This is a genomic window from Pseudomonas sp. HMSC065H01, from assembly GCF_001815235.1.
Classification (GTDB): Bacteria; Pseudomonadota; Gammaproteobacteria; order Pseudomonadales; family Pseudomonadaceae; genus Pseudomonas; species Pseudomonas aeruginosa.
This window is the reverse complement of sequence record NZ_KV819832.1, coordinates 1-23,735: the sequence shown is the minus strand read 5'-3', so window position 1 is coordinate 23,735 and position 23,735 is coordinate 1. Positions and strand designations below refer to the sequence as shown.

Here is a 23,735-nt window from a genome sequence, read left to right as displayed (position 1 = left end):
CCGGACACGGCGACGGGCTGTGCAATGGGATGACCTGCCTTGCGGACCAGCACACAGAGCAGCCGCAGTCCGGGGCGTGGGTTTGGCGCAGGTAGTAGGGACTGGCGGCCATGGTTCATGCCCTCACCCCACGGATGCGGTACACCTGCCGAGCGCGTTCGCGGGTCAGGCCGAAGGAGCGGCGGGCCTCTTCTTCGGTCGGGAAGACAGCCACCGACTCTTCGACCCAGCGCTGGCATTCCACGCGGGAAATGCCCTGATGGACGCGATGCCAGCGGCGTTGCCGAGTCGGGCCGTGGAAGGTGCACATTTCTACGAGGTACTTAATCACCGTCGTAATCCCCCTGGCAGAAGATCGACTTGCCCCGGTCGAGGTCACGGCGAATACGGTGCAGGTTCACCACGCGGCGACGGCCAATCTTGGCAGTCGGGATCGTCTTGGTCTCCACCCAGCCCCGCACCACGTCTTCCGTGATGTCTTCCAGGCCCAGCATCTGCGCGAATACCGCCTGCGAGCAGAACGGCGCGGTGCGGAAGTCCGTGACCTTTTCCACAGCACCTGTGACGGTGAACCCCACTATTCCAGACTCTTCCATGCGAACCCCCTATAATCCCAAGCTGCTACCACTCAAGCCATTTGAGTAACAGTTACTCATGAGTGAATATTACTCATGCCGACCAACCGAGTAAACTCTACTCCGATTGAATTTTTCACTTATGGATGCAGTTAGAGATAGAGCGCTTCAATTGATACGGACCGTAGGCCCGAAACACTTGAGCGAGCTAGGTGGAAAAAACTACGAACGCTGGAGAAATATCAGCGGCGGAAAGATCAGGATCAGTACTGAGGAAGTCGGCATCCTGGCAGACGCCTTTCCGCAATATGCCTTGTGGCTGATATCTGGAAGAATCGAGCCCCAAAACGGCCACGTAAGCCCGGCATTCGACGAGGCAAATAAAAACTTAAGCAGTCCCAACGCGGGATAGCGATCACCAGGAGAGCAGCGGAACGCTGGTTCGCTTCAAGGATAGGAGAGAGGGAATGAGAGCAGTTGCATCCACCATCGTACTTTTGACGCTGTGCGGCTTCGCATACGCAGAAGAATCCAAATCTTTAGCGACTCAGGCCGGTGAGGCAACAGCACCCATCGCGGAGGCTATTGGTTCAGGGTTTAACCGCATTGTTACCGAGTTCATGGCAGGTACAGATGGCATGGCAGGAGACGCCGCAAGGAAGAGCCTCAAGATGCAGGACAAACGCGAAAGGGAAGCCAATAGAGGCGTGCGGAAGACCATGAAGGAATGCATTAAGCCTGAAAATGTTATTGATGATGACGTAAAAGAATGTATGGAAGGGTTACGGGTCAAAGAATGGTAAGAGGGTAGTCATGGGGCAGTCGATAGCTGCGGCAGTTATCTACCTGAGTTGCAAAATCCTTATTACCCGCCACCCGCCAAACTCCAGGCGAGAAATTATCGGGCATTTGGGAGTTTCCGGGCGGCAAGGCTGAGTTTGGCCCTCAAATATGAAGGTTCTGCACTAACGAATAACCCAGCCCCTAGCCCTCATACACGGTAATTTCATTAGCAATTACATCAAAAATGCACCGGCAGGAGCTAGACAAGGGCATTGGAAATTAGAGGATTTGAAGAAATAGATACTCACCACAAATAAAAAAAATCTATCAGAACCACAAGTTCATAACAAAAAAACAATGACCAAAGATAGAAAAAAGGGCCTTAGGAGGCCCTTTTTCTTCCCATTCAACACTGCTGAACAACAGGTTTCGCCTGCGTGGTGGAACGGCGCTCATTGTCACTAGCAGCCTTCAATGCCTCTTGTTTCCAGCTAGGCCACCGCTCAACATCGCGTCTGGAAGCCTCTAAATGCTTGAGAAACTCTTTTCTATTACCGTTCATCGCCATCCCCATTTAGATACCTTGACAAAAGCGATCCAGCTATGCGCTCACGTTCCATATAAGAACAAGGTAGCATCTGAGTACGCAATTTAGCATCTGCCTCCATCCAGTCAACCTTTTGCCCATCATCCGTTTTGCGTGTAATCGGGTAACCACTTCCTAAATTTGTAGAAAATAAATTAAAGAAGCTACGTGGACCTACACCGATAAATGGGTCAAAAAACACTCCATCTCCGTCTTTCTTTAAAGATATCGAATCAGAGTGAAACTCTTGAGCTTTACTCTTAGGATAAGGCTCAACGTAAACGACCCGCTTAATTCCTGCTGCGATTATGTGCTTAGCGCAATTATGACAAGGAAAGGTAGTGCAATATAAAGTCGCTGATTTTGGGCTTACACCCGCTCTAGCGGCAGACAGTAGTGCCTCCATCTCTGCATGAACAACTCGCCCATACTCGGTAATATCTTTAATTCTGCTCTTCTTCAGAATTGGCGCTAATGTGCTCCGATATTCAGCAGGGACCTTTTCCAGAATATCATCAACAATTAAACTCTTTTGAGCAGCATTGGAATCGACGCCACGACAGTAGTCCCTGCCATCCTTAACATCCACTACTTTATGACTTTCAGGATCTAATTCAGGCCAATACAACCCGCCGCCAGCTTTAGGAACATCATTGGCCCCTGTGGAAATGATTCCTTCATCTCGAGTTAGCACTGCCCCTACTTGCCGGGATAAGTCAGCAGAGCGGAGAGAAGCGGAAAAAGCCATAAACATTGCGTACTCATCAAATGTCGGAGTCACATATGGCTGACCAAATAAAATATCTATGACCCTCCAAAGCTGAGCCTTGAGCGAATCACCACTACCATCATAATTTACAAAGAAATCCGAGAGGTGGTATGTATCACGCGTATGTTGGCCATCTGGATCGTCCTCATCAGCATCTCTCATTATAAGATTCGATGCTTTTTCTTCAGACATCCGAAGATCATCCATCAGATACTTACGCCTCCTCGCAAGATCCGCGTGAACACCTATTAGAAAAAACCCTTGAGAATAAATTTTTCTTAGCCGCTGAACTTCATACGGCGTTTTAAGAGAGCTAATAATAAATGCATTACGTCTAAGTGCGGCCCCCTCCCTAATCTGGTTAATCTTAGCTGCCGCACCCAGTGCCAATATCGATCTATCTTTATATTTTTTTCGCAGACTGTTACCCTCTGTCATATAGGTACTAATTCTCTCGTATTCCCCCCCATTTGGCGGCAGCTTAACCTCTACCATCTCATCAATGACATCAGAAGAAACCTTTACCACCCGGCATGTATAACTAAATGCCTTAAGACGATCTTCTATTATTCCCGAAACGGACCTCAAGTCAGTACCAACCGACCCAACCAAACCGATCACAAGCTCTGAGTCAGAGTATGAGTCATTTAAATACGACTCTTGAATGCTGTCATCCTCTACAGAGAGCGCATCAAAAGCCGCATCAATTTCTGCTTTTTCTTCAATAGAGGGTGGTCCCTCATCATCGGCATCGAGGATCTCCCCTACCAAGCGCTTAAGCTGCTCCATTGGCTCAGTTCGACCTTGGAAAAAGAATCCCCCTGTGGATGGATACCAATTTAGAATACCTCTGCTCATAGTTCTAAATTGATATTGATTTCCATTCAGCTGACTCCACTCACCCAGCTCTTCCAGGCTAGAAAGTTTTAACTTTAGGTCCTCAAACGCACCAATGAATCTCATAATTAATCTCGCTACAAATTCAATATACCGGAATCTATGGGAGAGCCTTATAACTTAAAAATTACGGATATTTTGCCATCAAATCTCTATCTTCTCGGCAAGCGGGGGAATCTAGAGCCCCAGAACGCCGTACCGATACTTTTCCCGCGCTTAGCTCCTCGAATAACCATCTGCCCATTACAATACAGGGCAATAAGGGGTTGAGGAACTATCAGCATTTTTACCTACAGAGACAATAGGTTTAGTTGTGGCGTGATTAAAAACCCCATCGTTCTGGCAATTTGCCATCAACTAATTGAATATTGCGTCCTTCTGCAAATTCTTTGGCTTCAGCGGTGTATCTGTCAGACGTTACAACAAAGCCTCCAGCGGCGCCCTCCGCAACTTTCACACCAAAGAACTCAAAGATCACTGTAACGTCAACATTGATGACTTTCCACTGCTTGCACTGAACTAAGTATTTTTCCGTACCTAAGTGCAACACGAGATCAACGCCGCCGTCCGGCCCGCGACCTCCTTTTTCGACAACGGTGAACCCTTTGCGGCGGAAAGTCTCGCCCGCCAGCAGATCGAACTCGCGCCAGCTAATGCCTTCACTGGTTTGTCCGGCCTCTCGCGCGTTCGCCACGTTTGCGTGCAGCTTCTTGCGTTCAGCCATGGCAAGCACGGAACCCATGGCGCCTATCACGAATACCGCAGGCAACACGAATTGGCCGAAAAAAGCGAAAGTGCGGATGAGCGGGCCGGCAACGGACTGCCCCATCTGGTGCAAGTCCTTGGGGACCTCGGGCTGACTATTGGCGATAGGATGAAGAATGAGCCAATTGCCAAAAGCGATGAGCAGGCTTACCCACCAAGGCAAGCGGATAGCAATCTCAATGAGGTCCTCGATGAGCGAGATTCTACGGCGACGAGCCATCCCAGTCTCCTAAACACGCATCCATTCATGGCCAGAGGCCATACATGGAAGCTAGCGCGCGGCACTAGTCCCGTAAAGAGTCTAGGGTGACTACAAAAGCCCAATTGTCAGAAACAGCCTGTTGAAGTGAGGTTTTGTCGCCTTGGAAAGGCCCGGTTTACAAGCCCTCGGGGGCGCACGGGTGCCTCTCATGCGATTCATAAAACACTCGCAGGGGAGCCCACTACTTCTCGCAAAAGTGCCGACTATGGGGGTCACCTTTCGTTATAGCTGGCTCGCTCCATGAAAGCACACTCACGCAGGCGTTCTGGCCACCTACAAAGTACTCTCGAACGTCTTTGGTCCATTGGCCGACAAACCCGGTCCTTGAGCACTCCTGCTCCCACCAGCCGCCAGCGGTCACCTCAATGACCAAGCCGGGAACGTGCCCCCAGAATTCTCCCAGGTCCCCTTCATCAAGAACACGGAAACCTTCGACACCAGGGAAGGCGATTTGCCAATGCACATCAGATTCAAGGTCGCGAACCTCCACCACCAAGGAGTTCACGTCATAGTGCACTCCCACGACCTCGGCCATTTTGCAGACCAAACTGGTTACCGCCACACCAGTAATACGGGGTAGATCTGTCGGGTTCACTCTGGTCTTCCTTGCATGCCCGAATAAGAGGTGACTACATCATAGCGCCGGCATGAAATAGTGGGGCCAAACAAGCTAACCGCAGATCTGAAAGGCCCGAAATATGGACCTCTGAGGGTGAGCGATGGTCACTCCATGCGATTCATAATGCTGATGTCCCAGGTTCAAGTCCCGGTGTAGCCACCATATTTTTCAAGGGGTTAGCGCAAGCTAACCCCTTTTTGTTTTGGTCGGCAGACTACAAACCGACTACAAACCGTCTACGCCCCCCTTTACCGATTTACGGTTCGCATAAAAAAGCCCCGCATCTGCGGGGCTCTACGATCAACGTCACTGCTATCCGTGAGCAAGCAGCGGCTCAATCTCATGTTCGATCTGCTTGCCATTCGCCGCATAAGCAGTTGCTAACGAATACTCACTCTGGAGATTCATCCAGAACTGAGCGGACGTATCAAAGTAACGCCCCAGACGAATCGCCATATCTGCGGAGATACCACGCTGCTCACGAACGATATCGTTCACTGTCGGAGCGGAGACTTTCAAAGCGCGTGCTAGAGCAGCTGGAGAGATATCAAACTCCATCAGAAACTCATCGCGCAATATTTCCCCAGGATGGATGGGGCGCATACCATTGGTAGCCATGGTCCACCTCCTCAGTGGTAATCAACTATTTCGACTTCTTCGGGACCCGCATCCGTCCAGACGAAACAGACACGCCACTGGTCATTGATCCTGATGCTATGTTGGCCCGCCCGCTTTCCCTGCAACGGCTCCAACCGGTTTCCAGGTGGAGAGCGCAGGTCTCGAAGCTCCGTAGCCGCATGAAGCATTGCGAGCTTACGCGTAGCGACTGTGAGGATCGCTCCCCACCGCCTCGAAAGACCCGTCTCAAAAAGCTGACGAGTCTCGTCGCAGCGAAAGGTCAGAATCATTAATTAACCCTTAACGTTAAGCGTTAACTTCACTACAGATTACCACAGATCCTCATGTGGTCAATTTGTAGCCAGACTGAGTAATCGGAGAAAAGCGCATCGCCGATTCCAAGTGCTCCGGCGACAGATGTGCATACCGCATCATCATCGAGGAATGCCCGAGGATCCGCTGTAGGGCCACGCCATGCGCAGCGCCCCGTGTCAGGCATTTCATCTTGCTTTGGATGCCAGGCATGCCTCATTGAAACAGTTCGAATCATTTGATAATCATTATCGATTTGTTTAGCTTTGCCGCCCATCAAAACAACAGCAACTCGGAAATCTCCTCATGCCCCGCTCCATCCCTTTGCGCCCGGCTCCCCTGGCGCTTTCCCTGTCCCTCTTCGCTTCGTTTTCCGCTCCTGCGCTGGCTGCCGATCCGGTGGAGCAGCAGATGGTGGTGATCGGCTCGCGCGCGCCGACCAGCATCAGCGAGTTGCCCGGCACGGTCTGGGTGATCGAGCGCGAGCAACTGGACCAGCAGACCCAGGCCGGCGTGCCGCTGAAGGAGGCGTTGGGACAATTGATCCCGGGCCTGGATATCGGCTCCCAGGGTCGTACCAACAACGGCCAGAATCTGCGCGGACGCAGCGTACTGGTGATGATCGACGGGGTGTCGCTGAACAGTTCACGGGGCATCAGCCGGCAGTTCGACTCCATCGACCCATTCAACATCGAGCGCATCGAGGTGATGTCCGGCGCCAGCGCGGTATACGGAGGCGGCGCCACCGGCGGGATCATCAACATCGTGACCAAGAAGGGCGTCGGCGGCGACACTCGCTTCAACACCGAGCTGGGCGCCCGCAGCGGCTTCCAGAGCCATGAGGACCACGACCTGCGCGCGGCGCAGTCGATCAGCGGCGGCAACGACCTGTTCAACGGCCGCCTGGCCATCGCCTACCAGAAGAACGGCGCGGCCTACGACGGCAGTGGCGACCAGGTACTGACGGACATCACCCAGACCGACCTGCAGTACAACAGGTCGGTGGACCTGATGGGCAGCCTTGGCTTCACTTTCGCCAATGGCCACAGCCTCGATCTCGGCCTGCAGTACTACGACTCCGGCTACGACGGCGACCGCGGCCTCGATCTTGGGCGCAACTTCGACGCCCTGCGCGGACGGGCACCCTATTCGATCAAGGGCGGCGTCGACCTCGACCGCGAGCCGGAGAGCAAGCGCCATCAGTTCAACGCCACCTACCACGCGCCGGAAGTGCTGGGTCACGACCTCTACCTGCAGGCCTACTACCGCAACGAGAAGATGGCCTTCAATCCCTTCCCTACCATCCGCTACAGCAATACCGGCGCGATCAACTACGGCACCTCCTACTACTCGGCCTCGCAGCAGGACACCGACTACTACGGGATGAAACTGGCCCTGGTGAAGACCTGGGAGCGCGCCAGCCTGACCTACGGGGTGGACCTGGACCGGGAAAAATTCACGTCCGACCAGATGCTCTTCAACCTGCCGCTCGCCGCCGCCAGCGGCGGGCTGGTAGCCAGTGAACAGGCCAAGCTGGGCCGCTACCCGGACATCGATACCGACAGCCGCGCCTTCTTCCTCCAGGGCAGTTGGAAGGCCACCGACGACCTGACCCTGAGTGCCGGCGTGCGGCGCCAGTCGATGAGCACCGACGTCAGCGACTTCGTTGCGGCGAACCAGCAGATCCTCATCGCCAACGGCCTCGGCAAGACCGCCGACGCGGTTCCGGGCGGGAGCAAGGACTACGACGTCAACCTGGTCAACGTCGGCGCCATCTACAAGCTGAACCTGCAACAACAGGTCTGGGCCAACTACAGCGAAGGCTTCGAGCTGCCGGATCCGGCCAAGTACTACGGTTTCGGACGCTACGGCGCAGCCGACGGCAATGGCCACTACCCGCTGTTGCAGGGGGTCAGCGTGAACGACTCGCCGCTGGACGGGATCAAGACCAAGCAGGTCGAGCTGGGCTGGCGGCACACCGACGGTGCCCTGGATACCCAGGTGGCGGCGTTCTATTCCTGGTCGGACAAGAGCATCAAGTACGACTCGAAGACCCTGGCGGTGCTGCAGCAGGACACCAAGAAGCGCAACTACGGCCTGGAGGGCCAGGCTACCTACTGGCTGGACGATCACTGGCAGGTCGGCGTCAACGGCCTGGCCATCCGCTCCCAGGAGAAGGTCGACGGCCGCTGGCTGAAGCAGGACGTGACCTCGGCCAGCCCGTCCAAGGCCGGCGCCTTCGTCGGCTGGAAGGACGACCAGCGCAGCCTGCGCCTGCAGGGCGTGCGCACCTTCAACCTGAACGACGAGCCGGGCAACAAGATCGACGGCTACGCGCTGTTCGACCTGCTCGGCACCCAGGCGCTGCCGGTGGGCACCCTCACCGCGGGCATCCAGAACCTGCTAGACAAGGACTACACCACGGTCTGGGGACAACGCGCGCAGGTCTACTACGGCGGGCTCGCACCAGCGGGACTGTTCGACTACAAGGGACGGGGGCGGACCTACAGCCTGACGTATAGCGTGGAGTTCTGAAGCCGTCCTCGACAGTTCCCCTGTCCCTCCAGGGAGAGGGGAACTCGTGGGAAAGAGCTTCCGCCTCTCTCAGCAGCAACCGCCCAGCGGACTCAAGCGATACTGCGGCGGCAACTGGTCGAGGCCGCTGACGGTGACGTTGAGGTTCTTCCACAGGCCATCCTTGATCCCGTAGATGCAGCCATGCACGGACAGCGACTGGCCGCGGTGCCAGGCGTTCTGGACGATGCTGGTGTGGCTGACGTTGGCCACCTGCTGGATCACGTTGAGCTCGCAGAGGCGGTCGACGCGCTCTTCCTCGGTCGGCAACTGCTCCAGGTGCTCGCGGTATTCGTAGGCGAGGTCGCGAATGCTGCGCAGCCAGCCGTCGATCAGGCCGAGCTGGTCGTTGTGCAGGGAGGCGCGCACGCCGCCGCAGCCGTAGTGGCCGGTGACCAGGATGTGCTTGACCTTGAGCACGTCGACGGCGAACTGGATCACCGACAGGCAGTTGAGGTCGGTGTGCAGCACGACGTTGGCGACGTTGCGATGGACGAACAGGTCGCCGGGCAGCATGCCGACGATTTCGTTGGCCGGCACCCGCGCGTCGGAGCAGCCGATCCAGAGGTACTCGGGGGTCTGCTGGCGGGCCAGCTTGGCGAAGAAGTCCGGGTCTTCCTGCTTGATCGCTTCGGCCCAGCGGACGTTGTTCTCGAACAGTTGCTGCAAGTCGCTCATGGCATGCCCCTCGTTTGACCGGTGCAGCACCTTACGGAAGGCGATGCCCGTTTGACAAGCGTCACAGCGCGGCGTGGCTACGCCACCAGCGCTGCTGCGCCAGCGGCTGCATGGCGACCTGATCATGCCAACAGGCGTGCCAGGCTGCGGCATCCTCTGCCAGGCGCGGCCAGTCGGGCTGTTCGAGGTCGGCGAAGAGTTCCCGTTCCAGCCAATCGCGGCCGCTGCGCAGGAGCCGGCGGAAGGCGCGGTCGGTGAGCGCGCGGCGGTGCACCGCCTCGAAGCGCCACCAGGGGGACTCCTGTACCGCCTCGCGCGGCTGGCTGAGCACGGCGGCGCCGGAGGCCGGATCGAAGGACAGCGGCTGGAACAGTCCCAGGCACGGCGCCGAAGTACCGGTGGCGGCCAGCAACGGGCCGTCGTCGCGCAAGCGGGCGACCAGACTGGCGGTGGTCTGCGAAGGCCGCCAGAAGCTGCCGGCGTGCATGCATACCTGGCGGTTGTTGTGGCGGCGGAAGTGGTCCCCGCGCGGGCCATGGTGGCGCAGCGCGGCGAACAGCGCGTGCCAGTCCGGCTCACCAGGCAGGCTGTCGAGGAAGCGCTGGTTGATCCGACAGCGCCGGTGCGCGCCGCCGACCCAGGGTAGCAGGCGGGTGTCGAAGACCCGCGCGAAGTGGAAGTCGCCGCGACCATCCCAGCAGCCCTGGCGGCGAGCCTGGTCCTCGAGGTCGCGGCTGCACAGGTCGAATTCGTGGCCAAGGGTCAGGGCGTTGGAGATGGCCCAGCGCTCGACCTTCTTCGCCGCCCACAGGTTGCCGGCGGTTTCCAGCACCCAGGCTTCGCCGGGGTCGGCGATGAGGAAGCTGTTGTCGTAGCGGATGCGCTTGTCGCGGTAGCCGGCCGGGCCGCCCTGGCCGTAACGCTGCAACAACCCGGTGATCACCTCTAGCGCCTCGCGGGCGCTGGCGCCGCGCTCCAGTCCCAGGCGCAGCAGGTCCATGCCGAGCAGCGCGGTGCCGCGCTGACGGGTCAGCTTGGTGAACACCGCTTCGTTGCCGATGGCCACGCCGTGCTCATTGACGCCCATTTCCGCGCCCCAGATCCAGCTCGGCTGGCTGATCACCAGCGCATGTCGCTGGGCGGTCTGGGGAATGTCGAGATAGGTGGTGCGCAAGCGCGCTTCCGGATCGTTGCGCACCGCCGGCAGGCGCAGCAGACGCTGCGGTTCGGCGGGCTCGCGGTCACTGTTCTTGGCGAACCAGGTCTGGCCCTGGTGGCGAAGGATCAGGGTGTCGCACATGGGGGGCTCCAGTCTGCGCATCCTGCCACCGGCCGCTGTCGACCTGACTTCGCACTCCCGCGAAGGGTTACCGCATGAAGGGACCTGCCTGCGGTATGCAGGCGAGAATCGGAATGCTGGTAAGGGTACGGCGGTGCCAGAAGGCCAGCCAGCTACTCCAAGTGATAGCTAGTTGCCGGCAGGGAAGCGGAGCAAGCCTCAGTCGAACAGGGTACAGGCCATGACCAGGGCGTCTTCGCGCCCGCCGACGGCGGGGTAGTAGTCGCGACGGCGGCCGATCTCGTTGAAACCGTAGCGTTCGTAGAGGCGGTAGGCGGCCTGGTTGGAAGCGCGCACTTCGAGGAAGCATTCGCGAGCCTGGTGGCCGGCCGCCTCGCGCATCAGGTGTTCGAGCAGGCGCAGACCGAGGCCACGCCCCTGGCTTTCGGGCTTCACCGTGATATTCAGCAGGTGCGCCTCGTCGAGGATGATTTGGATGACGCCATGGCCGACCTGCTGGCTACCCTCGAACATCAGCCAGCAATGGTAGTTCTTCAGGCCTTCGCTGAAGATGCCACGGGTCCAGGGGTGGCTGAAGGCGGCATATTCGATTTTCAGCACGGCATCGAGGTCCGCCTCGGTCATCGGGCGGAAGGAAATCGCATCGCTCATTGAATCTCGCTCGACCAGCGCTGACGGACACGGCGCATGGCGCGCCACAGCTCGCCCTTGAGGGCGGGTTCTTCCATGAGGGCTTCCAGGCCCGGCACGGCCCAGGTTGCGCCCAGACCGTCCACCTGCAGTTCGCGGAACAGGCTGCCCTCGTCGCCCTCGCCGGCGAAGCGGATCGCCGGCAGGCCGACCAACCACAGGCAGCGGCTACGCTCGCTCTCCTCCATGCGCGCGGCGACGAAGCTCTGGACGAACTCCAGGGCCGCCTGCGGCCCCTGGTCGAGATTGCCGCGCGCCAGCAGCGGCCAGCGTACCGGTTCGCCGATCAGCCGCGGGCTGTCCGGCAGGCCGGCGGCGCGCAGCAGGTCGCGCAGCAGCAGGTAACCCGGATCGCGGCTGGCGAAGGGTTCGCCGGTGGGCAGTTCGACCAGCAGGGTGCAGGAGCCCGCCTGCAGCAGTTGCAAGGCGAAGCGCGGCGGCGGGGCCTGGACCGCCGGCGGCTCGGCCGGGGCCTCTTCGACCGGCTCGGCTTTCTTCGCCGCCGGGGCGCCCGGCTTCGGCAGGCTGATCGGGATCCCCCGGCCTTCCACGGGCGCGGCGGGAGCCACGCTCGGCGCGCTGGCCGGCGCCTCGGCTTGCGGGACGCGGGCCTGCGGCGCATCGATCGCGGCGCGCGCACGCACAGGCACCGCCGGCTCTTCCCGGGGCGGGGTCTCCAGCAACTCCGGCCGCGAGGGTGCGGCGAACGGCAACGGCTGGCGGGGCAGCCAACTGGTTATCTGCATCGCGCCCAGGAAGGCGCGGCGACGCTGTTCTTCGATCAAATCTCGGGCACCGGCAATTAGGCGATGCGCGGGGACGGTTTCGCCCCCGGCGTTCAGGCAGGCAATGATAGCGGTTCTTCGACCTCGGCGGAGCGGCTTTGTCCCGCCATGCGACGGTTCGCCCTCAACGCGGGGCGACGGTGAAGATATTGACGTTGCCCTGCAGCTTGAGGGTGCCGTCGATGCGTGCGCTGACCAGGTTGGTCTGCACCAGCCCGGGATCGGTACCGCGCGCCTTGTTGGCGCCAGCGATGGTGAAGCTCAGGTCCTGGAAGCTGGTGTCCTTCAGGCCGACGCGCAGCACCGGGCGGTTGAAGGCGGCGCCGTCGCCGCCGAAGCCGTCCTTGATGGTCACCACGTCCAGGGTGACTTCGTCGAAGCTGAACTTGCCGCTGATATCGTCGATCACCAGGTAGTTGTTGCCGCTGCCGGCCGGCTGGATCGCCAGGCGCGCGCCGCAGCCGCCGGCGCAGCGCGTCTGCGAAGGATTTTCCTGGAGATTGAGCGAGGCGCTGATGCTGATCCCGGCCTGGCCGACCACGTCGTCCAGATCGCTATCGCCCAGCGAGCGCAACTCGGCCCCGGCCGAAGCGCTGAACAGCAGCGCCAGCGCCGCGAGGATGCCGATGCCGCCTGCCAGTGGATGAGTCTGCTTGGCCATGTGCTGCGTACCTCGTTTCCCGCCGCCACCTCAGAGGTTGTGCGACGTCACCTTCAGGTAGTTGAAGCTGAGCCCGGATATCTCGTTGCGGCCCATGTTGTAGCCGCCGGTCGGTACCTGCCCGTAGCCTGGCCGGGTACCACCGATGTTGAGGTTCTCGATCACCAGGCTGGTGCGCGGCGCATTGGCGTAGAAGTCAGCGGCGTTGGCCAGGGTCAGCTTGGGCAGTTCGAAAGTGAAGTTGCCGTCGGCGGTGACCGAGAACAGCAACGGCTGCGACTTCCCGTAGCCAAGCGCGACGCTGGCATAGGCGTTGGTCAGGTAGACGGTGCGCGCGGCCTGCTCGGCGGCGCTGACGCAACTGGGCGAGCCAGCACCGCAGGACATGATCTCGAAAGTCTTGGCGTAGAGGTTCAGGCGCATCTCGCCAACCAGTTGGCTGCGCGCGTTGGCGCCCCAGAAGCGCAGGTAGGAACCGTCCATCGCCAGTTCGGAGAAGTCCAGGTTGAGCACATCGGTACGCGTGGAAGTGACGCCGAAGTCGAAGCGGATGCCGGCGTCGACCTTTTCGCTGGCCCGGCTCGAGCAGTTGCTGCCGGCACCGGCGTAACCAGCGATGCACGGCTGGCCGCCGGCGCCGCTCACCAGGCTGGGGAAAGCCAGCTCGATCACGTCCGCGGTGTCCGGCAAGGTGCTGACCACCCGCCCGTCGTCGAGCTGGGTGGTCAGCACCGAACCCTTGGCCAGATTCAGCTTGAACGGGAAATTGAGACGGCCGAGAGTCACCGGCGCCAGGGTGCTGCCCTTGTTGCTGCCAGTGGCGGCGACGTACAGCTCCTTTACCGTGATCGGCACGTTCTGCCCGGTGGCGGTGTTGGTCACGCCATTGATCGCGATGGTGGCCTTGTTGCCGTCGACCATGGCGCTGTCGAGGACGAAGCCGATGCCGGCACCCTGCACGTCCGACAGTTGCTCGTCGTCGAGCGCTGTCATCTCGGCATGGGCGAAGGGGGCGGCCAGCAGGGCCGCGAGCAGGCAGGCGCGACTCATCTCAGCAGCCCTTGTTCAGGCCGCCCAGGCAGGTGTCCTGCCGTGGAATGCCATTGAAGGCCTGACCGAAGTCGACCTTGATCGGCGCCGTTCCATCGGCGTTGCGCGACATGTTGAGGAAGGCACCGGCCAGCGCGGCGACCAGCTTGGAGGGATCCTGCTGGTCGCGCCACTGGACGTTCTGGCTCTGCATCGAGATGAAGAAGCCTTTCGACGAGTCGATGAAGTTCTGCGCGTTGTTCGGATCCACGGTGCCGATCGGGAACGACTGGTACTGGGCCAGGTTGAAGCATGTCTGGGCGCCCATCAGCTTGCAGTCGTTGGAGGTCAGGAAGGGCAGCAGGACGTTCACCAGGCTGCCGATGATGGTGCTGTCGTGCATGTCCAGGGCCGTGCCGTTCTTCAGGCCGATCATGGCAGCGCGGATCGGGTCGGGGTTGCCGGAGCTGTTCACCAGCTCTGCCTGGGCGGTGTACTGAGAGCTGCCGGTGAGAGTGATGGCGGTCTTCGCCGCCAGGCAGTCGAGGGCCAGCAGGCCGCAGGAAATGCTGCCTCCCAGTTGGCTGCCGGTGCCGTACAGGTCCACCGGCACGTTGCCGGTGAGGGTTTTGATATCGCCCGAGAGGTAGCCCTTGGCTTCGCCGAAACCGATACGGATGCCGACCATCTTGCTGCCGTCGTAGGCGAACTCGATGTAGGGATTGCTGATGAGGAACGGGTTGATCGCGCCGGTGGTGTCGTTGACCGTGCCCAGGGCGAAGTTGTCGATGGCGATGTCGGCACTGCCGGCAAGCTCGCCGCTGCGGTTGTACTGGCCCAACTGCAGCTTCTTCATGTTCAGTTGGGTCTCGATGTCGGCGCCGAAGTTGATGCGGGTGAAGTTCAGTCCGTTGGCGGCGTCGGTGGTGAGGTTGATGAAGGCCTGGCCGACCACGTCGGAAAGCTGGTCGTCGTCCAGCGACTCCATCCTCGCCTGGGCGGTGGCAGCCAGCAGACCGGCGCCGCAGAACAGCGCACAACGCAGCAGGAAGGGCAGACGACGGGACATGGGCTCACCTCTTGTTCTTCTCGTGGCCGACGGCAGAGACACTGCGACCTGTAGTCACTATAGAAAGCCCCGGGCGAATCGGGGCCGACCCATAGTCGAGAAAAACCGGCGAACGACGCGGTCGCCGCGCTCGCTGCAGCGGATGAGCGGTCGCTCGGCCAGGATGGATGTTACCCATCGTCACACGGGGGTAACGTCAGCCTTTCACTGCTGGCGGAACAGGCCGATCAGATGGTCGGCGATGGCGCCCTTGATGGCGTTGAGGCTGAGCAGGGAGTGTGCGCTGAGGCGGGCGGGGTTGATCCGGTGCAGGTGTAGCGAGGGCATGCGCGCTTCGTACTCGCGCAGGTCGCCCTTGACCAGGATCGGCAGGAACACGTCGTCGTGAGCCTGGTAACGCTGGATCAGCAGTTTCAACCCTTCCTGGAACGGCAATTCCTTCGACGCCACCAGGCGGTGCTCGCCGGGAATCTTCAGGTAGAGCCCGCGATAGCCCATGGTCTCGCCCGGCAGGATATGGATCCCGGTGGGCTCCACCGCGGCCAGCGGGATATCGTGGAAGGTGTCGTGCCAGGCCTGCTCGCTGGGCAGGATGGTGATGCCGCCATGGTCGCTCTCGGGAATCACGAAGCTGTAGTTGCTGTAGAGCTTCTCGACATAGGCCGAGTAGATGCACAGGCGGTTCTCGAAACGTTTGAGGAAGGCGATCGCCTCGCTGCGGTTGGTGATGGCATCCAGGTCCCAGGCAAGGTCACCCTGGTTCTGCAGTTCGGCCCAGCGGGCCTCGGCGTAGGCGGCGTCGTTCAAGAGTCGGCATTCATTTGGAATAGACAGGCCAGGGGACTTCAGCAGAAAGCGTGCCAGCCCCTGGAAGCCCCATTCCCCGGACCAGGCGGGGCAGGAAAGTCCTTACGCAGTCATAAACTGCCGCTTTTCGACACTTCGGTGATAGCCAGATGCCATCCACCGATACCGGGCCCGTACCTGCGCCGCAGACGTGTCGACGGCCTGCATCGCACTCATCGGCGGCGTCTGCGTCGCCCGTGCCTTTGCAGTACAATCGGCGCTTTTTCCACGGACCGGCCCTCCCGATGATCGACCCCCGACGCGTACTGCGTGCGCTTGCCGAACACTGGGCCCTGCTCGAGCCTCTCTGCGAGCGCTTCGATGCCGGCACCCTGAGCCTGGCGGAACTGCGCAGCCAGTTGAACACCCAGTTACCGGAAAGCAACCCGGCGGAAATCACCGCCCTGCTCGACCAGTGGATCCGCCTGGATATCCTGGTCCCGGTGGCCAAGAGCCCCAACCGTTTCGAGCTGAACGCGCAGATCCACGACTTCCTCGCCTACCTGCGCCACGAGCATCGCCTTGGTCTGTGCCTGGAGATCGAGGCCTACCTGCGCCATCTGGAGCGCCTCGCCGGGTACATCCAGGACGCCTTCGAGACCCGCGACAGCCAGGACCTGGCGCGCCAGCTGCGACTGCTCGACATGCGCGTGCGCGATGTACTGAAGAAGCTCGGCAATGACGAGCAGGCACTGATCGGCGTGGCCGAGCGGGCCAAGACCAGCGACCGGCAGATTCCCCTGGCGCAGCGCTACGCGGAGGTCCTGGCGACCTGGGACGAGTACGTCGAGCCGATGATCCAACTGGTCAGCGCCGACGGCGCCTTCGAGCAGGGCGTGCGGCGGGTCGAACAGGTCCTGCTGCGCCTGCTCGGCGAACAGCAGCGCCTCGGCCACCTGGTCGACGACGACCTGGTGCTGCGCACCCACGCGCGCATCCTCGAGATGCAGACCAACGCCCAGCTGACCTTGCGCCGCGCCCGCGAATTATTGCTGCCGCTGCGCGAGGAAGCGCGCCGGCACAACGCGGTGACCCGTGGCGCCGCCCTGGCGCTGGCGGCGATCCGGCGCAAGGGCCTGGATGCCGTGCCGCAGGCGGCGATGCCGCTGTTCACCCGGCCGCAGAGCACCTTCCTCGGCACCGCCTCGCAGGTCGAGAGCTACGTCTTCGCCCTCGCCCGCTTCGAGCCGAAGCCGGCGCAGTTCCCCAAGTCCAGCGGCACGCGCAAGAGCAACGGGCCGGCGCGACCACCGCGGACCGCGCGGGAAATGATCGAACGCTGCCAGGCGGCGCTGCCGCTGCCGGACCTCATGCAATGGCTGCTGGCCCAGGAACCGGACGGCGCCACCGACGAGTTGCTCTACTGGTTCTCCCGGCTGTCGCGCGACGCGCGCTTCCAGCGCGAACGCCTGCAACGCCGCGAGTACGAAACCACCGAACATTGCGTCAGCCTCTGCTCCTTCGCCCTGAACCCCGCCGCCAAGGACAAGGGCCAGGCCAGGGACGCAGACACCCTTTCCGCGAGCGAAACCCATGCATCTTGATCTCTCCGAACTGACCCAGCTCGCGCCGATCTTCCGCGAGCTGTTCAAGGGCTACCACATCAGCCACCGCGACCCCGAGCTGTACACCCAGCTGTCCTCGCACCAGGACCAGTACCGCGGCCTGTTCCGCGCCATGGGCTTCGAGCTGGTCTGCGACACCCGCGGCTTCTACTACTTCGTCCCGGAGCAGGTCGGCGCCCAGGTGAACAAGACCGCCCAACGCCTGGCGCTGTTCACCTTCATCCTCGTCGAACACCTCGCCGACCAGGGCCGCGACCCGCTGTCCGTGCTGGACGGCGGCAGCATCGGCCGCGAAGAGCTGCCGCCGCTGCTGGAGAAATACCGCGACCTGTTCCTCCAGGCCGAGGTGCAGACCCAGGAAGAACTGGAAGAGAAGGTCATGCGCCGCCTGACCCAGCTCGGCTTCGCCTCCGAGGACAGCGGCGTGTACCGCTTCATGCCGCCGATGCACCGTTTCCTAGACGTCTGCCTGTCGGTGCAGCAGGACCGCAACCTGTCCGCCAGCCTGCACGCCGACCTGCCGTTGCAGACGCCGGTGCTGGTCGATGACGGCGAGATCGAACCGCTGATGGCCAGCGACGAAGAATTGTCCGAAGAGAGCGAGGAAGACGCCCTCGCCCGCGCCATCGCCGAAGAACACGCGCAACAGGAGGCTGACGCATGAGCCAGACCCGCTACGGCATCCGCCGCTTCGCCCTGCTCAATACCGCCGGCTACAGCCTGGGTATCTTCCCGCTGGAAAACCCGCTGTCGATCTACGGCGCCAACAACCTGGGCAAGAGCGCCTCGATCAACGCCCTGCAGTTCCCGATCCTTGCCCGCCTGTCGGACATGAGCTTCGGCAAGTACAGCATGGAGCAGTCGCGGCGCTTCTACTTCGCCTCGGACACCAGCTACATCCTCCTCGAACTGATGCTGCCCCACGGTCCGCACGTGATCGGCGTGGCCGGGCGCGGCCCGGGCGGCGGCTTCGGCCACCAGTTCTTCGCCTACGCCGGCGAGCTGAGCCTGGACCACTACCAGAAGAACGGTACCTGCCTGCGCCAGCGCGAGCTGTTCGCCAATCTCGAGCGCGAAGGCATCAAGGCCTACGAGGTGAAGCCGGAAGAGCTGCGCCGCCTGCTGGTCGGCGGGCACACGTCGATCCCGCTCGACCTGACCATGATCCCGCTGCGCTCCACCAGCGAGCAGAGCCTGAAGACCTTCCGCTCGCTGTTCATCAACCTGCTGCACATGCGCGAGATCACCGCGGCCAAGCTCAAGCAGCTGTTCCTCGACGCCTTCGAGCACAGCCTGCGCTCGGGTAACGTCGACTACATCGCCGCCTGCGAGGAGGCCTTCCGCGACGTGCGGCGGATGGAGCAGGACTACCAGGCGCTGGTCGCCGCCGGCCCGCTGGTGGAAGCCCTGGCCAACGGCGTGACCCAGCGCGACGTACTGCGCGGCAAGATGCACCGCCTTTCACCGCTGCTCGACAGCCTGCTCGGCACCTGGCACGACTACGCCGGGGCGCGCCGCGAGGAACTGCTGATCCAGCACGAGCAATACCGCGCCGAGCAGGACGGCCTGCAGAACGAACAGCGTGGCGGCACCCAGGAGCTGATGCGCCTGGAGCGCGAGATCGCCGGCATCCAGCGCTGGCTCGGCGAGCTGTCGGTGCTCAAGACCCGCTTCGCCCTGGTCGACGACGCCAAGGTCCTCGAACAACAGCTGCTCGCCGCCAAGGATGCCCACGACGAACTGGCCGGCGCCCTGGCCCATTCGCGGCAGTTCTCCAGCGAAGACCTGGAAGAGCGCCTGCGCGACCTGGAAAAACGCCTGAAGAACGTCCGCCAGCAGCTCGAACACGCCGACAACAACAGCTACGCACGCCTGCGCGAGGAGTTCAGCCAGCAGGACGTGGAACGCCTGATGCGTCTGTTCAACGGCGCGCTGTTCAGCCTGCCGCTCGGCGAGAACGGGGTGAACCTGGATGACGGCGACGTCTGGGTGAAGAGCGTCGAAGCCATCCTTGACCACTTCAAGGGCGAGCATTTCGAAGCCCCTGGCCTGAGCATCGACCTGTCGCACATCGAACCGCCGGCGTTGCAGGCCCTGGCCGACCGCGCCGCCCTGCGCGACCAGAAGGAGCGCCTGGAGAAGGAGCTGAAGCAGCTCAAGACCCAGCAGAGCGTCGCCGCCGACCGCGCCGCGAGCAAGGCCCAGGCAGAGAAGCTGTACCAGGACGTGCTGGATGCGCAGAAGGCCCTGGAAGACTTCCGCCGCACCCAGACGCTGACCGCCGAGGAGCCCGAGAAGCTCGCCGAACTGGCCCAGCTGGAGGCGTCCCAGGACGAACTCAAGCGCTCCAGCGACGCCTTCGCCGAGCGCGTCCAGCAACTCTCCGCGCGCCTGCAACTGGTGGCCCGGCAACTGGGCGACCTGGAGGCCAAGGAGCGCACCCTGGAAGATGCCCTGCGCCGCCGCCAGCTACTGCCGGCCGACCTGCCCTTCGGCACGCCGTTCATGGAGCCGGTGGACGACTCGCTGGACAACCTGCTGCCGCTGCTCAACGACTACCAGGACACCTGGCAGGCGCTGCAGCGCATCGACGGGCAGATCGAGGCGCTGTACGCCCAGGTGCGCCTGAAGGGCGTCGCCAAGTTCGATAGCGAAGACGACACCGAGCGCCGCCTGAAGCTGTTGATCAACGCCTACGCGCATCGCCAGGACGAGGCCCTGACGCTGGCCAAGGCGCGCCGCGCGGCGGTCACCGACATCGCCCGGACCCTGCGCAACATCCGCAGCGACTACGACAACCTGGAACACCAGTTGGCCCTGTTCAACCGCGAGATCAACAAGCGCCAGGTTTCCAACCTGCAGAGCTTCCGCATCGTCCTCGCGCCGAACAAGGATGCGCTCAAGCACATCGACCAGATCATCCACAGCGCCGGCCAGTACGAGGAAGGCGAGAACCTCTCGGTGTTCGACCTGACCCAGAGCGCCGAGCAGGACGCGAAGAACGAGGAGGCCAAGGAATATCTGGCCCGCCTGGTCGCCGCCAACCACAACCAGTTGGGCCTGAAGGACCTGTTCGAACTGGCCTTCGAGATCACCAAGGTCAACGGCCAGCCGATCATGCACACCGACATCGACGGCGCCGCCTCCAACGGCACCACCATGACCATCAAGGCGCTGACCAACATGTACCTGTTGCTGCACCTGATGGACCGCGAGCAGGCCGGGCGCGTGCGCCTGCCCTACTACCTGGACGAGGCGGCGGACATCGACGAGCGCAACCAGGCCGCGCTGCTGGAGACCAGCCTGCAACTGGGCTTCGTGCCGATCCTGGCGAGCGTGAAGCCGCAGGTTTCCGCACACGTGGCGATCGACCTGGAAGGCGGTAGCGGCCCGAACGGCATCTATATCGACGAAGCGGACTGGAAATACATCCGTCGCCGGGATGCCGCCGCCAGCGGCGAAACCCGCGCAGCCAGCGAGCCGGAGGAAGCCGGCGAACCGGCGTGAAGCGTCTGCCACGGCCCTGCCTGACAGGGCCGTGGACTTTTCCGATAGGCCCGAGGCTCCCGCGAAGATATAATTGGTTACATTCGCATTTGTAACCCACGGGGAGAATCCATGCCTGTTCGACTTCTCAACCGTTTCCGCCACGCCGCCCTGGCGTGCCTGCTCGGTTCGCTTTCCCTCAATGCGGCGGCCGGTCCCGTCACCCTTACCCTCTACAATGGCCAGCACGCCGCCACCGGTATCGCCATCGCCAAGGCCTTCCAGGACAAGACCGGCATCCAGGTGAAGATCCGCAAGGGCGGCGATGGCCAGCTCGCCAGCCAGATCACCGAGGAAGGCGCACGCTCGCCGGCCGACGTGCTCTACACCGAGGAATCGCCACCGTTGATCCGCCTGGCCAGCGCCGGCCTGCTGGCCAAGCTGGAGCCAGAGACCCTGGCCCTGGTCGAGCCGGAGCACGCCGGCGGCAACGGCGACTGGATCGGCATCACCGCCCGCACCCGGGTACTGGCCTACAACCCGAAGAAGATCGACGAGAAGGATCTGCCGAAGAGCCTGATGGATCTTTCCGATCCGTCCTGGTCCGGCCGTTTCGGCTTCGTGCCCACCAGTGGCGCCTTCCTCGAACAGGTCGCCGCAGTGATCAAGCTCAAGGGCCAGGAGGAAGCCGAGGATTGGCTGACCGGCCTGAAGGCCTTCGGCTCGATCTACACCAACAACGTCACCGCCATGAAAGCCGTGGAGAACGGCGAGGTCGACATGGCGCTGATCAACAACTACTACTGGTACACCCTGAAGAAGGAAAAGGGCGAGTTGAACTCGCGCCTGCACTACTTCGGCAACCAGGACCCGGGCGCGCTGGTCACCGTCTCCGGCGCCGCGGTGCTCAAGTCCAGCAAGCACCCCAGGGAAGCCCAGCAGTTCGTCGCCTTCATGCTCAGCGAGGAAGGCCAGAAGGCGATCCTCAGCCAGTCCGCCGAGTACCCGATGCGCAAGGGGATGCAGGCCGATCCGGCGCTGAAGCCGTTCGCCGAACTGGACCCACCGAAACTGACCCCGGCCGATCTGGGTGAGGCCAGCGAGGCCCTCAGCCTCGAACGCGACGTTGGCCTGAATTGATCGGCGCCGCCTCCACGCCCGTGCGCCTGCGCACGGGCTCGCGCCGGCGAACGCCATTCTGGCTGCTCCTGCCGGTCCTGCTCCTCGCCCTGCTGGCCAGCCTGCCGCTGCTCTACGTCGCGGCCAAGGCCTGGGACGCCGGCTGGCACAGCGCCTGGCAACTGCTCTGGCGCCCCTACGTATTCCGCTTGCTGGGCAACACCCTGTGGCTGATGTTCGGCGTGACCCTGCTCAGCGCCCTGCTCGGCCTGGCCCTGGCCTGGTGCGTGGAGCGCAGCGACCTGCCGGCGCGGCGCTTCTGGAACGTGGTGCTGTGCCTGCCGTTCGCCATCCCCGCCTTCGTCAGCAGTTTCACCTGGGTTTCGCTGAGCCCGATGTACGAAGGCCTCGGCGGCGCCATCCTGGTCATGACCATGTCCAAGTATCCGCTGGTCTACCTGCCGGTAGCAGCGACCCTGCGCGGCATCGATCCTTCCCTGGAGGAGTCGGCGCGGATGCTCGGTCTGTCGCGGCGCCAGGTGTTCCTGCGGGTCACCCTGCCGCTGCTGCGCCCGACCCTGGCCGCCACCGGACTACTGGTGGCGCTGCACATGCTGGTGGAGTTCGGCGCGCTGTCGATCCTGCGCTACCAGACCTTCACCACAGCCATCTACCAGGAGTTCGAACTGGAGTTCAGCAACGCCACCGCGGCGATGCTCTCCTCGGTACTCCTGGCACTGTGCTTCCTGCTGCTCTGGCTGGAGTTGCGCATGCGCGGCCGCGGCCGCCTGGTACGCACCGGCCAGGGCAGCGCGCGGCGGGCCGAACGGGTCCGCCTGGGGCTTGGCAAGTGGCCGCTCCAGGCGCTGCTGGCGACGCTGGTGCTGGTCGGTACCGGTATCCCCCTGGTGATGCTCGGTTATTGGCTGTACGAAGGCTCCTCGGCCAGCTTCCCGCTGATGGAAATCGCCTCGACCCTGCTTTCCTCCCTGTCGCTGGCCTTCGGCGGGGCCCTGCTCAGTTGCCTGCTGGCGCTGCCGGTAAGCATCCTGGTGGTGCGCTACCCCGGCGCCGTGGCGCGCTGGACCCAGCGCCTGCCGTACCTGCTGCAAGCGTTGCCGGGACTGGTGATCGCACTCTCGCTGGTGTACTTCTCGCTGCACTACCTGCCAGCCACCTACCAGACCACCGGCTTGCTGCTGGTCGCCTATGCCCTGCTGTTCATGCCGCTGACCCAGGCACCGATCCGCGTGGCCCTGGAAAAGGCCTCGCCGCAGTTGGAGGAAGCCGCCCGCACTCTCGGCCAGACGCCCTTGATGGCCTTCCTGCGGATCACCCTGCCGATCATCTCGCCGGCCATCGGCGCCGGCTTCGTGCTGGTGTTCCTCGACACCATGAAGGAACTGACCGCCACCCTGGTGCTAGGTCCCACCGGGCTGTCGACCCTGGCCACCTCGGTCTGGGTGCACACCGCCAACCTGGAGTACGCTGCCGCCGCACCCTACGCCGCGCTGCTGATCCTGATCTCCGGCTTGCCGGTGTACCTGCTGACCACCCGGGCGCATCTCAGCACTCACTGACACCCACTCCCCACCAGCAGGCATGCGTGCATGAACGAAAACGCCGCTTACCCAGGTAAGCGGCGTTTCTTTTTGCCGGTCCGACAATCAGCGGCGGGCGGTTTCCTTCAGAGGAATCTTCGGCGCCCACTCCAACCATTCGTCATTGGCCGAATCGAACAGGGCGA

Annotated in this window: 24 protein-coding genes and 1 pseudogene; 7 read left to right on the top strand and 18 right to left on the bottom strand. The window is 62.0% G+C overall.

Features of this window, described 5'->3' with window-relative positions:
- The 3 genes from HMPREF3014_RS34590 to HMPREF3014_RS02065 all read right to left on the bottom strand — a co-directional run.
- Nucleotides 1-112: lysogeny maintenance protein PflM (locus tag HMPREF3014_RS34590; protein WP_168171849.1), on the bottom strand; the 112-nt coding region annotated here is incomplete at its 3' end.
- 3 nt (nucleotides 113-115) lie between these two features.
- Entirely contained in the window at nucleotides 116-331 is a 216-nt protein-coding gene (locus HMPREF3014_RS02070) for a hypothetical protein (protein WP_023087827.1), read from the bottom strand.
- The gene (locus HMPREF3014_RS02065) at nucleotides 324-596 is read right to left on the bottom strand and encodes a MerR family transcriptional regulator (RefSeq protein WP_003115921.1); all 273 of its coding nucleotides are present in this window, start codon (nucleotides 594-596) and stop codon (nucleotides 324-326) included. The genes HMPREF3014_RS02070 and HMPREF3014_RS02065 overlap by 8 nt, the downstream gene beginning before the upstream one ends.
- Nucleotides 597-1,042: 446 nt before the next feature.
- Here HMPREF3014_RS02065 and HMPREF3014_RS02060 point away from each other — a divergent pair, with 446 nt between their 5' ends.
- Nucleotides 1,043-1,378, top strand: a complete 336-nt coding sequence (locus HMPREF3014_RS02060; RefSeq protein ID WP_031633682.1) for a hypothetical protein — start codon at nucleotides 1,043-1,045, stop codon at nucleotides 1,376-1,378.
- Between the two features lie 531 nt (nucleotides 1,379-1,909).
- Here HMPREF3014_RS02060 and HMPREF3014_RS32940 read toward each other — a convergent pair.
- From HMPREF3014_RS32940 to HMPREF3014_RS34975, 6 genes and pseudogenes are all read right to left on the bottom strand, one after another.
- Nucleotides 1,910-3,676, bottom strand: a complete 1,767-nt coding sequence (locus tag HMPREF3014_RS32940) for an anti-phage dCTP deaminase (RefSeq protein ID WP_023087829.1) — start codon at nucleotides 3,674-3,676, stop codon at nucleotides 1,910-1,912.
- Between the two features lie 256 nt (nucleotides 3,677-3,932).
- The gene (locus HMPREF3014_RS02055) at nucleotides 3,933-4,595 is read right to left on the bottom strand and encodes a restriction endonuclease (RefSeq protein WP_023087830.1); all 663 of its coding nucleotides are present in this window, start codon (nucleotides 4,593-4,595) and stop codon (nucleotides 3,933-3,935) included.
- Nucleotides 4,596-4,818: 223 nt separating this feature from the next.
- On the bottom strand, nucleotides 4,819-5,232 hold the full coding sequence (locus HMPREF3014_RS02050; RefSeq protein WP_049231965.1) for a hypothetical protein: 414 nt from the start codon (nucleotides 5,230-5,232) through the stop codon (nucleotides 4,819-4,821).
- A 336-nt stretch (nucleotides 5,233-5,568) separates the two neighbouring features.
- Nucleotides 5,569-5,874, bottom strand: coding sequence for a HigA family addiction module antitoxin (locus tag HMPREF3014_RS02045; RefSeq protein WP_003113527.1), 306 nt, complete (start codon nucleotides 5,872-5,874; stop codon nucleotides 5,569-5,571).
- A gap of 11 nt (nucleotides 5,875-5,885) precedes the next feature.
- The gene (locus HMPREF3014_RS32935; protein WP_003113526.1) at nucleotides 5,886-6,164 is read right to left on the bottom strand and encodes a type II toxin-antitoxin system RelE/ParE family toxin; all 279 of its coding nucleotides are present in this window, start codon (nucleotides 6,162-6,164) and stop codon (nucleotides 5,886-5,888) included.
- A gap of 52 nt (nucleotides 6,165-6,216) precedes the next feature.
- Nucleotides 6,217-6,342, bottom strand: a pseudogene (locus tag HMPREF3014_RS34975) (integrase); the annotation flags it as partial.
- Between the two features lie 150 nt (nucleotides 6,343-6,492).
- Between HMPREF3014_RS34975 and HMPREF3014_RS02040 the strand changes: the two are divergent.
- Complete coding sequence (locus HMPREF3014_RS02040) at nucleotides 6,493-8,721, top strand: TonB-dependent receptor (protein WP_003113525.1); 2,229 nt, start codon at nucleotides 6,493-6,495, stop codon at nucleotides 8,719-8,721.
- A gap of 69 nt (nucleotides 8,722-8,790) precedes the next feature.
- On the opposite strand, the gene can is transcribed toward HMPREF3014_RS02040, so the two are convergent.
- From can to HMPREF3014_RS02000, 8 genes are all read right to left on the bottom strand, one after another.
- Complete coding sequence (gene can / locus HMPREF3014_RS02035; protein WP_003095021.1) at nucleotides 8,791-9,438, bottom strand: carbonate dehydratase; 648 nt, start codon at nucleotides 9,436-9,438, stop codon at nucleotides 8,791-8,793.
- Between the two features lie 61 nt (nucleotides 9,439-9,499).
- Nucleotides 9,500-10,738, bottom strand: coding sequence for a C69 family dipeptidase (locus tag HMPREF3014_RS02030; RefSeq protein WP_003113524.1), 1,239 nt, complete (start codon nucleotides 10,736-10,738; stop codon nucleotides 9,500-9,502).
- Between the two features lie 198 nt (nucleotides 10,739-10,936).
- Nucleotides 10,937-11,389, bottom strand: a complete 453-nt coding sequence (rimI, locus tag HMPREF3014_RS02025; RefSeq protein WP_003095025.1) for a ribosomal protein S18-alanine N-acetyltransferase — start codon at nucleotides 11,387-11,389, stop codon at nucleotides 10,937-10,939.
- Nucleotides 11,386-12,078, bottom strand: coding sequence for a protein TonB (locus HMPREF3014_RS02020; RefSeq protein ID WP_073647939.1), 693 nt, complete (start codon nucleotides 12,076-12,078; stop codon nucleotides 11,386-11,388). Before HMPREF3014_RS02020 ends, rimI begins: the two co-directional genes overlap by 4 nt.
- 259 nt (nucleotides 12,079-12,337) lie before the next feature.
- Complete coding sequence (locus tag HMPREF3014_RS02015) at nucleotides 12,338-12,874, bottom strand: DUF6160 family protein (protein WP_003113522.1); 537 nt, start codon at nucleotides 12,872-12,874, stop codon at nucleotides 12,338-12,340.
- Nucleotides 12,875-12,904: 30 nt separating this feature from the next.
- Entirely contained in the window at nucleotides 12,905-13,924 is a 1,020-nt protein-coding gene (locus tag HMPREF3014_RS02010) for a hypothetical protein (RefSeq protein WP_003095031.1), read from the bottom strand.
- Between the two features lies 1 nt (nucleotide 13,925).
- The gene (locus HMPREF3014_RS02005; protein WP_003106143.1) at nucleotides 13,926-14,972 is read right to left on the bottom strand and encodes a DUF6160 family protein; all 1,047 of its coding nucleotides are present in this window, start codon (nucleotides 14,970-14,972) and stop codon (nucleotides 13,926-13,928) included.
- 204 nt (nucleotides 14,973-15,176) lie between these two features.
- The gene (locus HMPREF3014_RS02000; protein ID WP_003095035.1) at nucleotides 15,177-15,779 is read right to left on the bottom strand and encodes a hypothetical protein; all 603 of its coding nucleotides are present in this window, start codon (nucleotides 15,777-15,779) and stop codon (nucleotides 15,177-15,179) included.
- Nucleotides 15,780-16,063: 284 nt separating this feature from the next.
- Here HMPREF3014_RS02000 and mksB point away from each other — a divergent pair, with 284 nt between their 5' ends.
- The 5 genes from mksB to HMPREF3014_RS01975 all read left to right on the top strand — a co-directional run bounded on the left by mksB (nucleotide 16,064) and on the right by HMPREF3014_RS01975 (nucleotide 23,568).
- Nucleotides 16,064-17,362: an Mks condensin complex protein MksB gene (gene mksB, locus HMPREF3014_RS01995; RefSeq protein WP_003095037.1), complete on the top strand. Its 1,299-nt coding sequence runs from the start codon at nucleotides 16,064-16,066 to the stop codon at nucleotides 17,360-17,362.
- On the top strand, nucleotides 17,352-18,047 hold the full coding sequence (gene mksE, locus HMPREF3014_RS01990; protein ID WP_003095041.1) for an Mks condensin complex protein MksE: 696 nt from the start codon (nucleotides 17,352-17,354) through the stop codon (nucleotides 18,045-18,047). Before mksB ends, mksE begins: the two co-directional genes overlap by 11 nt.
- On the top strand, nucleotides 18,044-20,890 hold the full coding sequence (gene mksF / locus HMPREF3014_RS01985; protein ID WP_003106141.1) for an Mks condensin complex protein MksF: 2,847 nt from the start codon (nucleotides 18,044-18,046) through the stop codon (nucleotides 20,888-20,890). Before mksE ends, mksF begins: the two co-directional genes overlap by 4 nt.
- A 111-nt stretch (nucleotides 20,891-21,001) precedes the next feature.
- The gene (locus HMPREF3014_RS01980) at nucleotides 21,002-22,009 is read left to right on the top strand and encodes an iron ABC transporter substrate-binding protein (RefSeq protein ID WP_009875800.1); all 1,008 of its coding nucleotides are present in this window, start codon (nucleotides 21,002-21,004) and stop codon (nucleotides 22,007-22,009) included.
- 20 nt (nucleotides 22,010-22,029) lie between these two features.
- Nucleotides 22,030-23,568 carry an ABC transporter permease gene (locus tag HMPREF3014_RS01975; protein WP_031633688.1) on the top strand — a complete coding sequence of 513 codons (1,539 nt, stop codon included), beginning with the start codon at nucleotides 22,030-22,032 and terminating at the stop codon, nucleotides 23,566-23,568.
- Nucleotides 23,569-23,655: 87 nt separating this feature from the next.
- Here the strand turns inward: HMPREF3014_RS01975 and HMPREF3014_RS35350 are convergent.
- The coding region (locus HMPREF3014_RS35350) for a hypothetical protein (RefSeq protein ID WP_371855929.1) at nucleotides 23,656-23,735 on the bottom strand (80 nt) is incomplete at its 5' end.

What these genes read in the sequence shown, in the direction of transcription:
- HMPREF3014_RS02065 (WP_003115921.1), bottom strand. Translation starts at nt 596, where the DNA reads ATGGAAGAGTCTGGAATAGTGGGGTTCACCGTCACAGGTGCTGTGGAA.
- HMPREF3014_RS02060 (WP_031633682.1), top strand. Translation starts at nt 1,043, where the DNA reads ATGAGAGCAGTTGCATCCACCATCGTACTTTTGACGCTGTGCGGCTTC.
- HMPREF3014_RS32940 (WP_023087829.1), bottom strand. Translation starts at nt 3,676, where the DNA reads ATGAGATTCATTGGTGCGTTTGAGGACCTAAAGTTAAAACTTTCTAGC.
- HMPREF3014_RS02055 (WP_023087830.1), bottom strand. Translation starts at nt 4,595, where the DNA reads ATGGCTCGTCGCCGTAGAATCTCGCTCATCGAGGACCTCATTGAGATT.
- HMPREF3014_RS02045 (WP_003113527.1), bottom strand. Translation starts at nt 5,874, where the DNA reads ATGGCTACCAATGGTATGCGCCCCATCCATCCTGGGGAAATATTGCGC.
- HMPREF3014_RS32935 (WP_003113526.1), bottom strand. Translation starts at nt 6,164, where the DNA reads ATGATTCTGACCTTTCGCTGCGACGAGACTCGTCAGCTTTTTGAGACG.
- HMPREF3014_RS02040 (WP_003113525.1), top strand. Translation starts at nt 6,493, where the DNA reads ATGCCCCGCTCCATCCCTTTGCGCCCGGCTCCCCTGGCGCTTTCCCTG.
- can (WP_003095021.1), bottom strand. Translation starts at nt 9,438, where the DNA reads ATGAGCGACTTGCAGCAACTGTTCGAGAACAACGTCCGCTGGGCCGAA.
- HMPREF3014_RS02030 (WP_003113524.1), bottom strand. Translation starts at nt 10,738, where the DNA reads ATGTGCGACACCCTGATCCTTCGCCACCAGGGCCAGACCTGGTTCGCC.
- rimI (WP_003095025.1), bottom strand. Translation starts at nt 11,389, where the DNA reads ATGAGCGATGCGATTTCCTTCCGCCCGATGACCGAGGCGGACCTCGAT.
- HMPREF3014_RS02015 (WP_003113522.1), bottom strand. Translation starts at nt 12,874, where the DNA reads ATGGCCAAGCAGACTCATCCACTGGCAGGCGGCATCGGCATCCTCGCG.
- HMPREF3014_RS02010 (WP_003095031.1), bottom strand. Translation starts at nt 13,924, where the DNA reads ATGAGTCGCGCCTGCCTGCTCGCGGCCCTGCTGGCCGCCCCCTTCGCC.
- HMPREF3014_RS02005 (WP_003106143.1), bottom strand. Translation starts at nt 14,972, where the DNA reads ATGTCCCGTCGTCTGCCCTTCCTGCTGCGTTGTGCGCTGTTCTGCGGC.
- mksB (WP_003095037.1), top strand. Translation starts at nt 16,064, where the DNA reads ATGATCGACCCCCGACGCGTACTGCGTGCGCTTGCCGAACACTGGGCC.
- mksE (WP_003095041.1), top strand. Translation starts at nt 17,352, where the DNA reads ATGCATCTTGATCTCTCCGAACTGACCCAGCTCGCGCCGATCTTCCGC.
- mksF (WP_003106141.1), top strand. Translation starts at nt 18,044, where the DNA reads ATGAGCCAGACCCGCTACGGCATCCGCCGCTTCGCCCTGCTCAATACC.
- HMPREF3014_RS01980 (WP_009875800.1), top strand. Translation starts at nt 21,002, where the DNA reads ATGCCTGTTCGACTTCTCAACCGTTTCCGCCACGCCGCCCTGGCGTGC.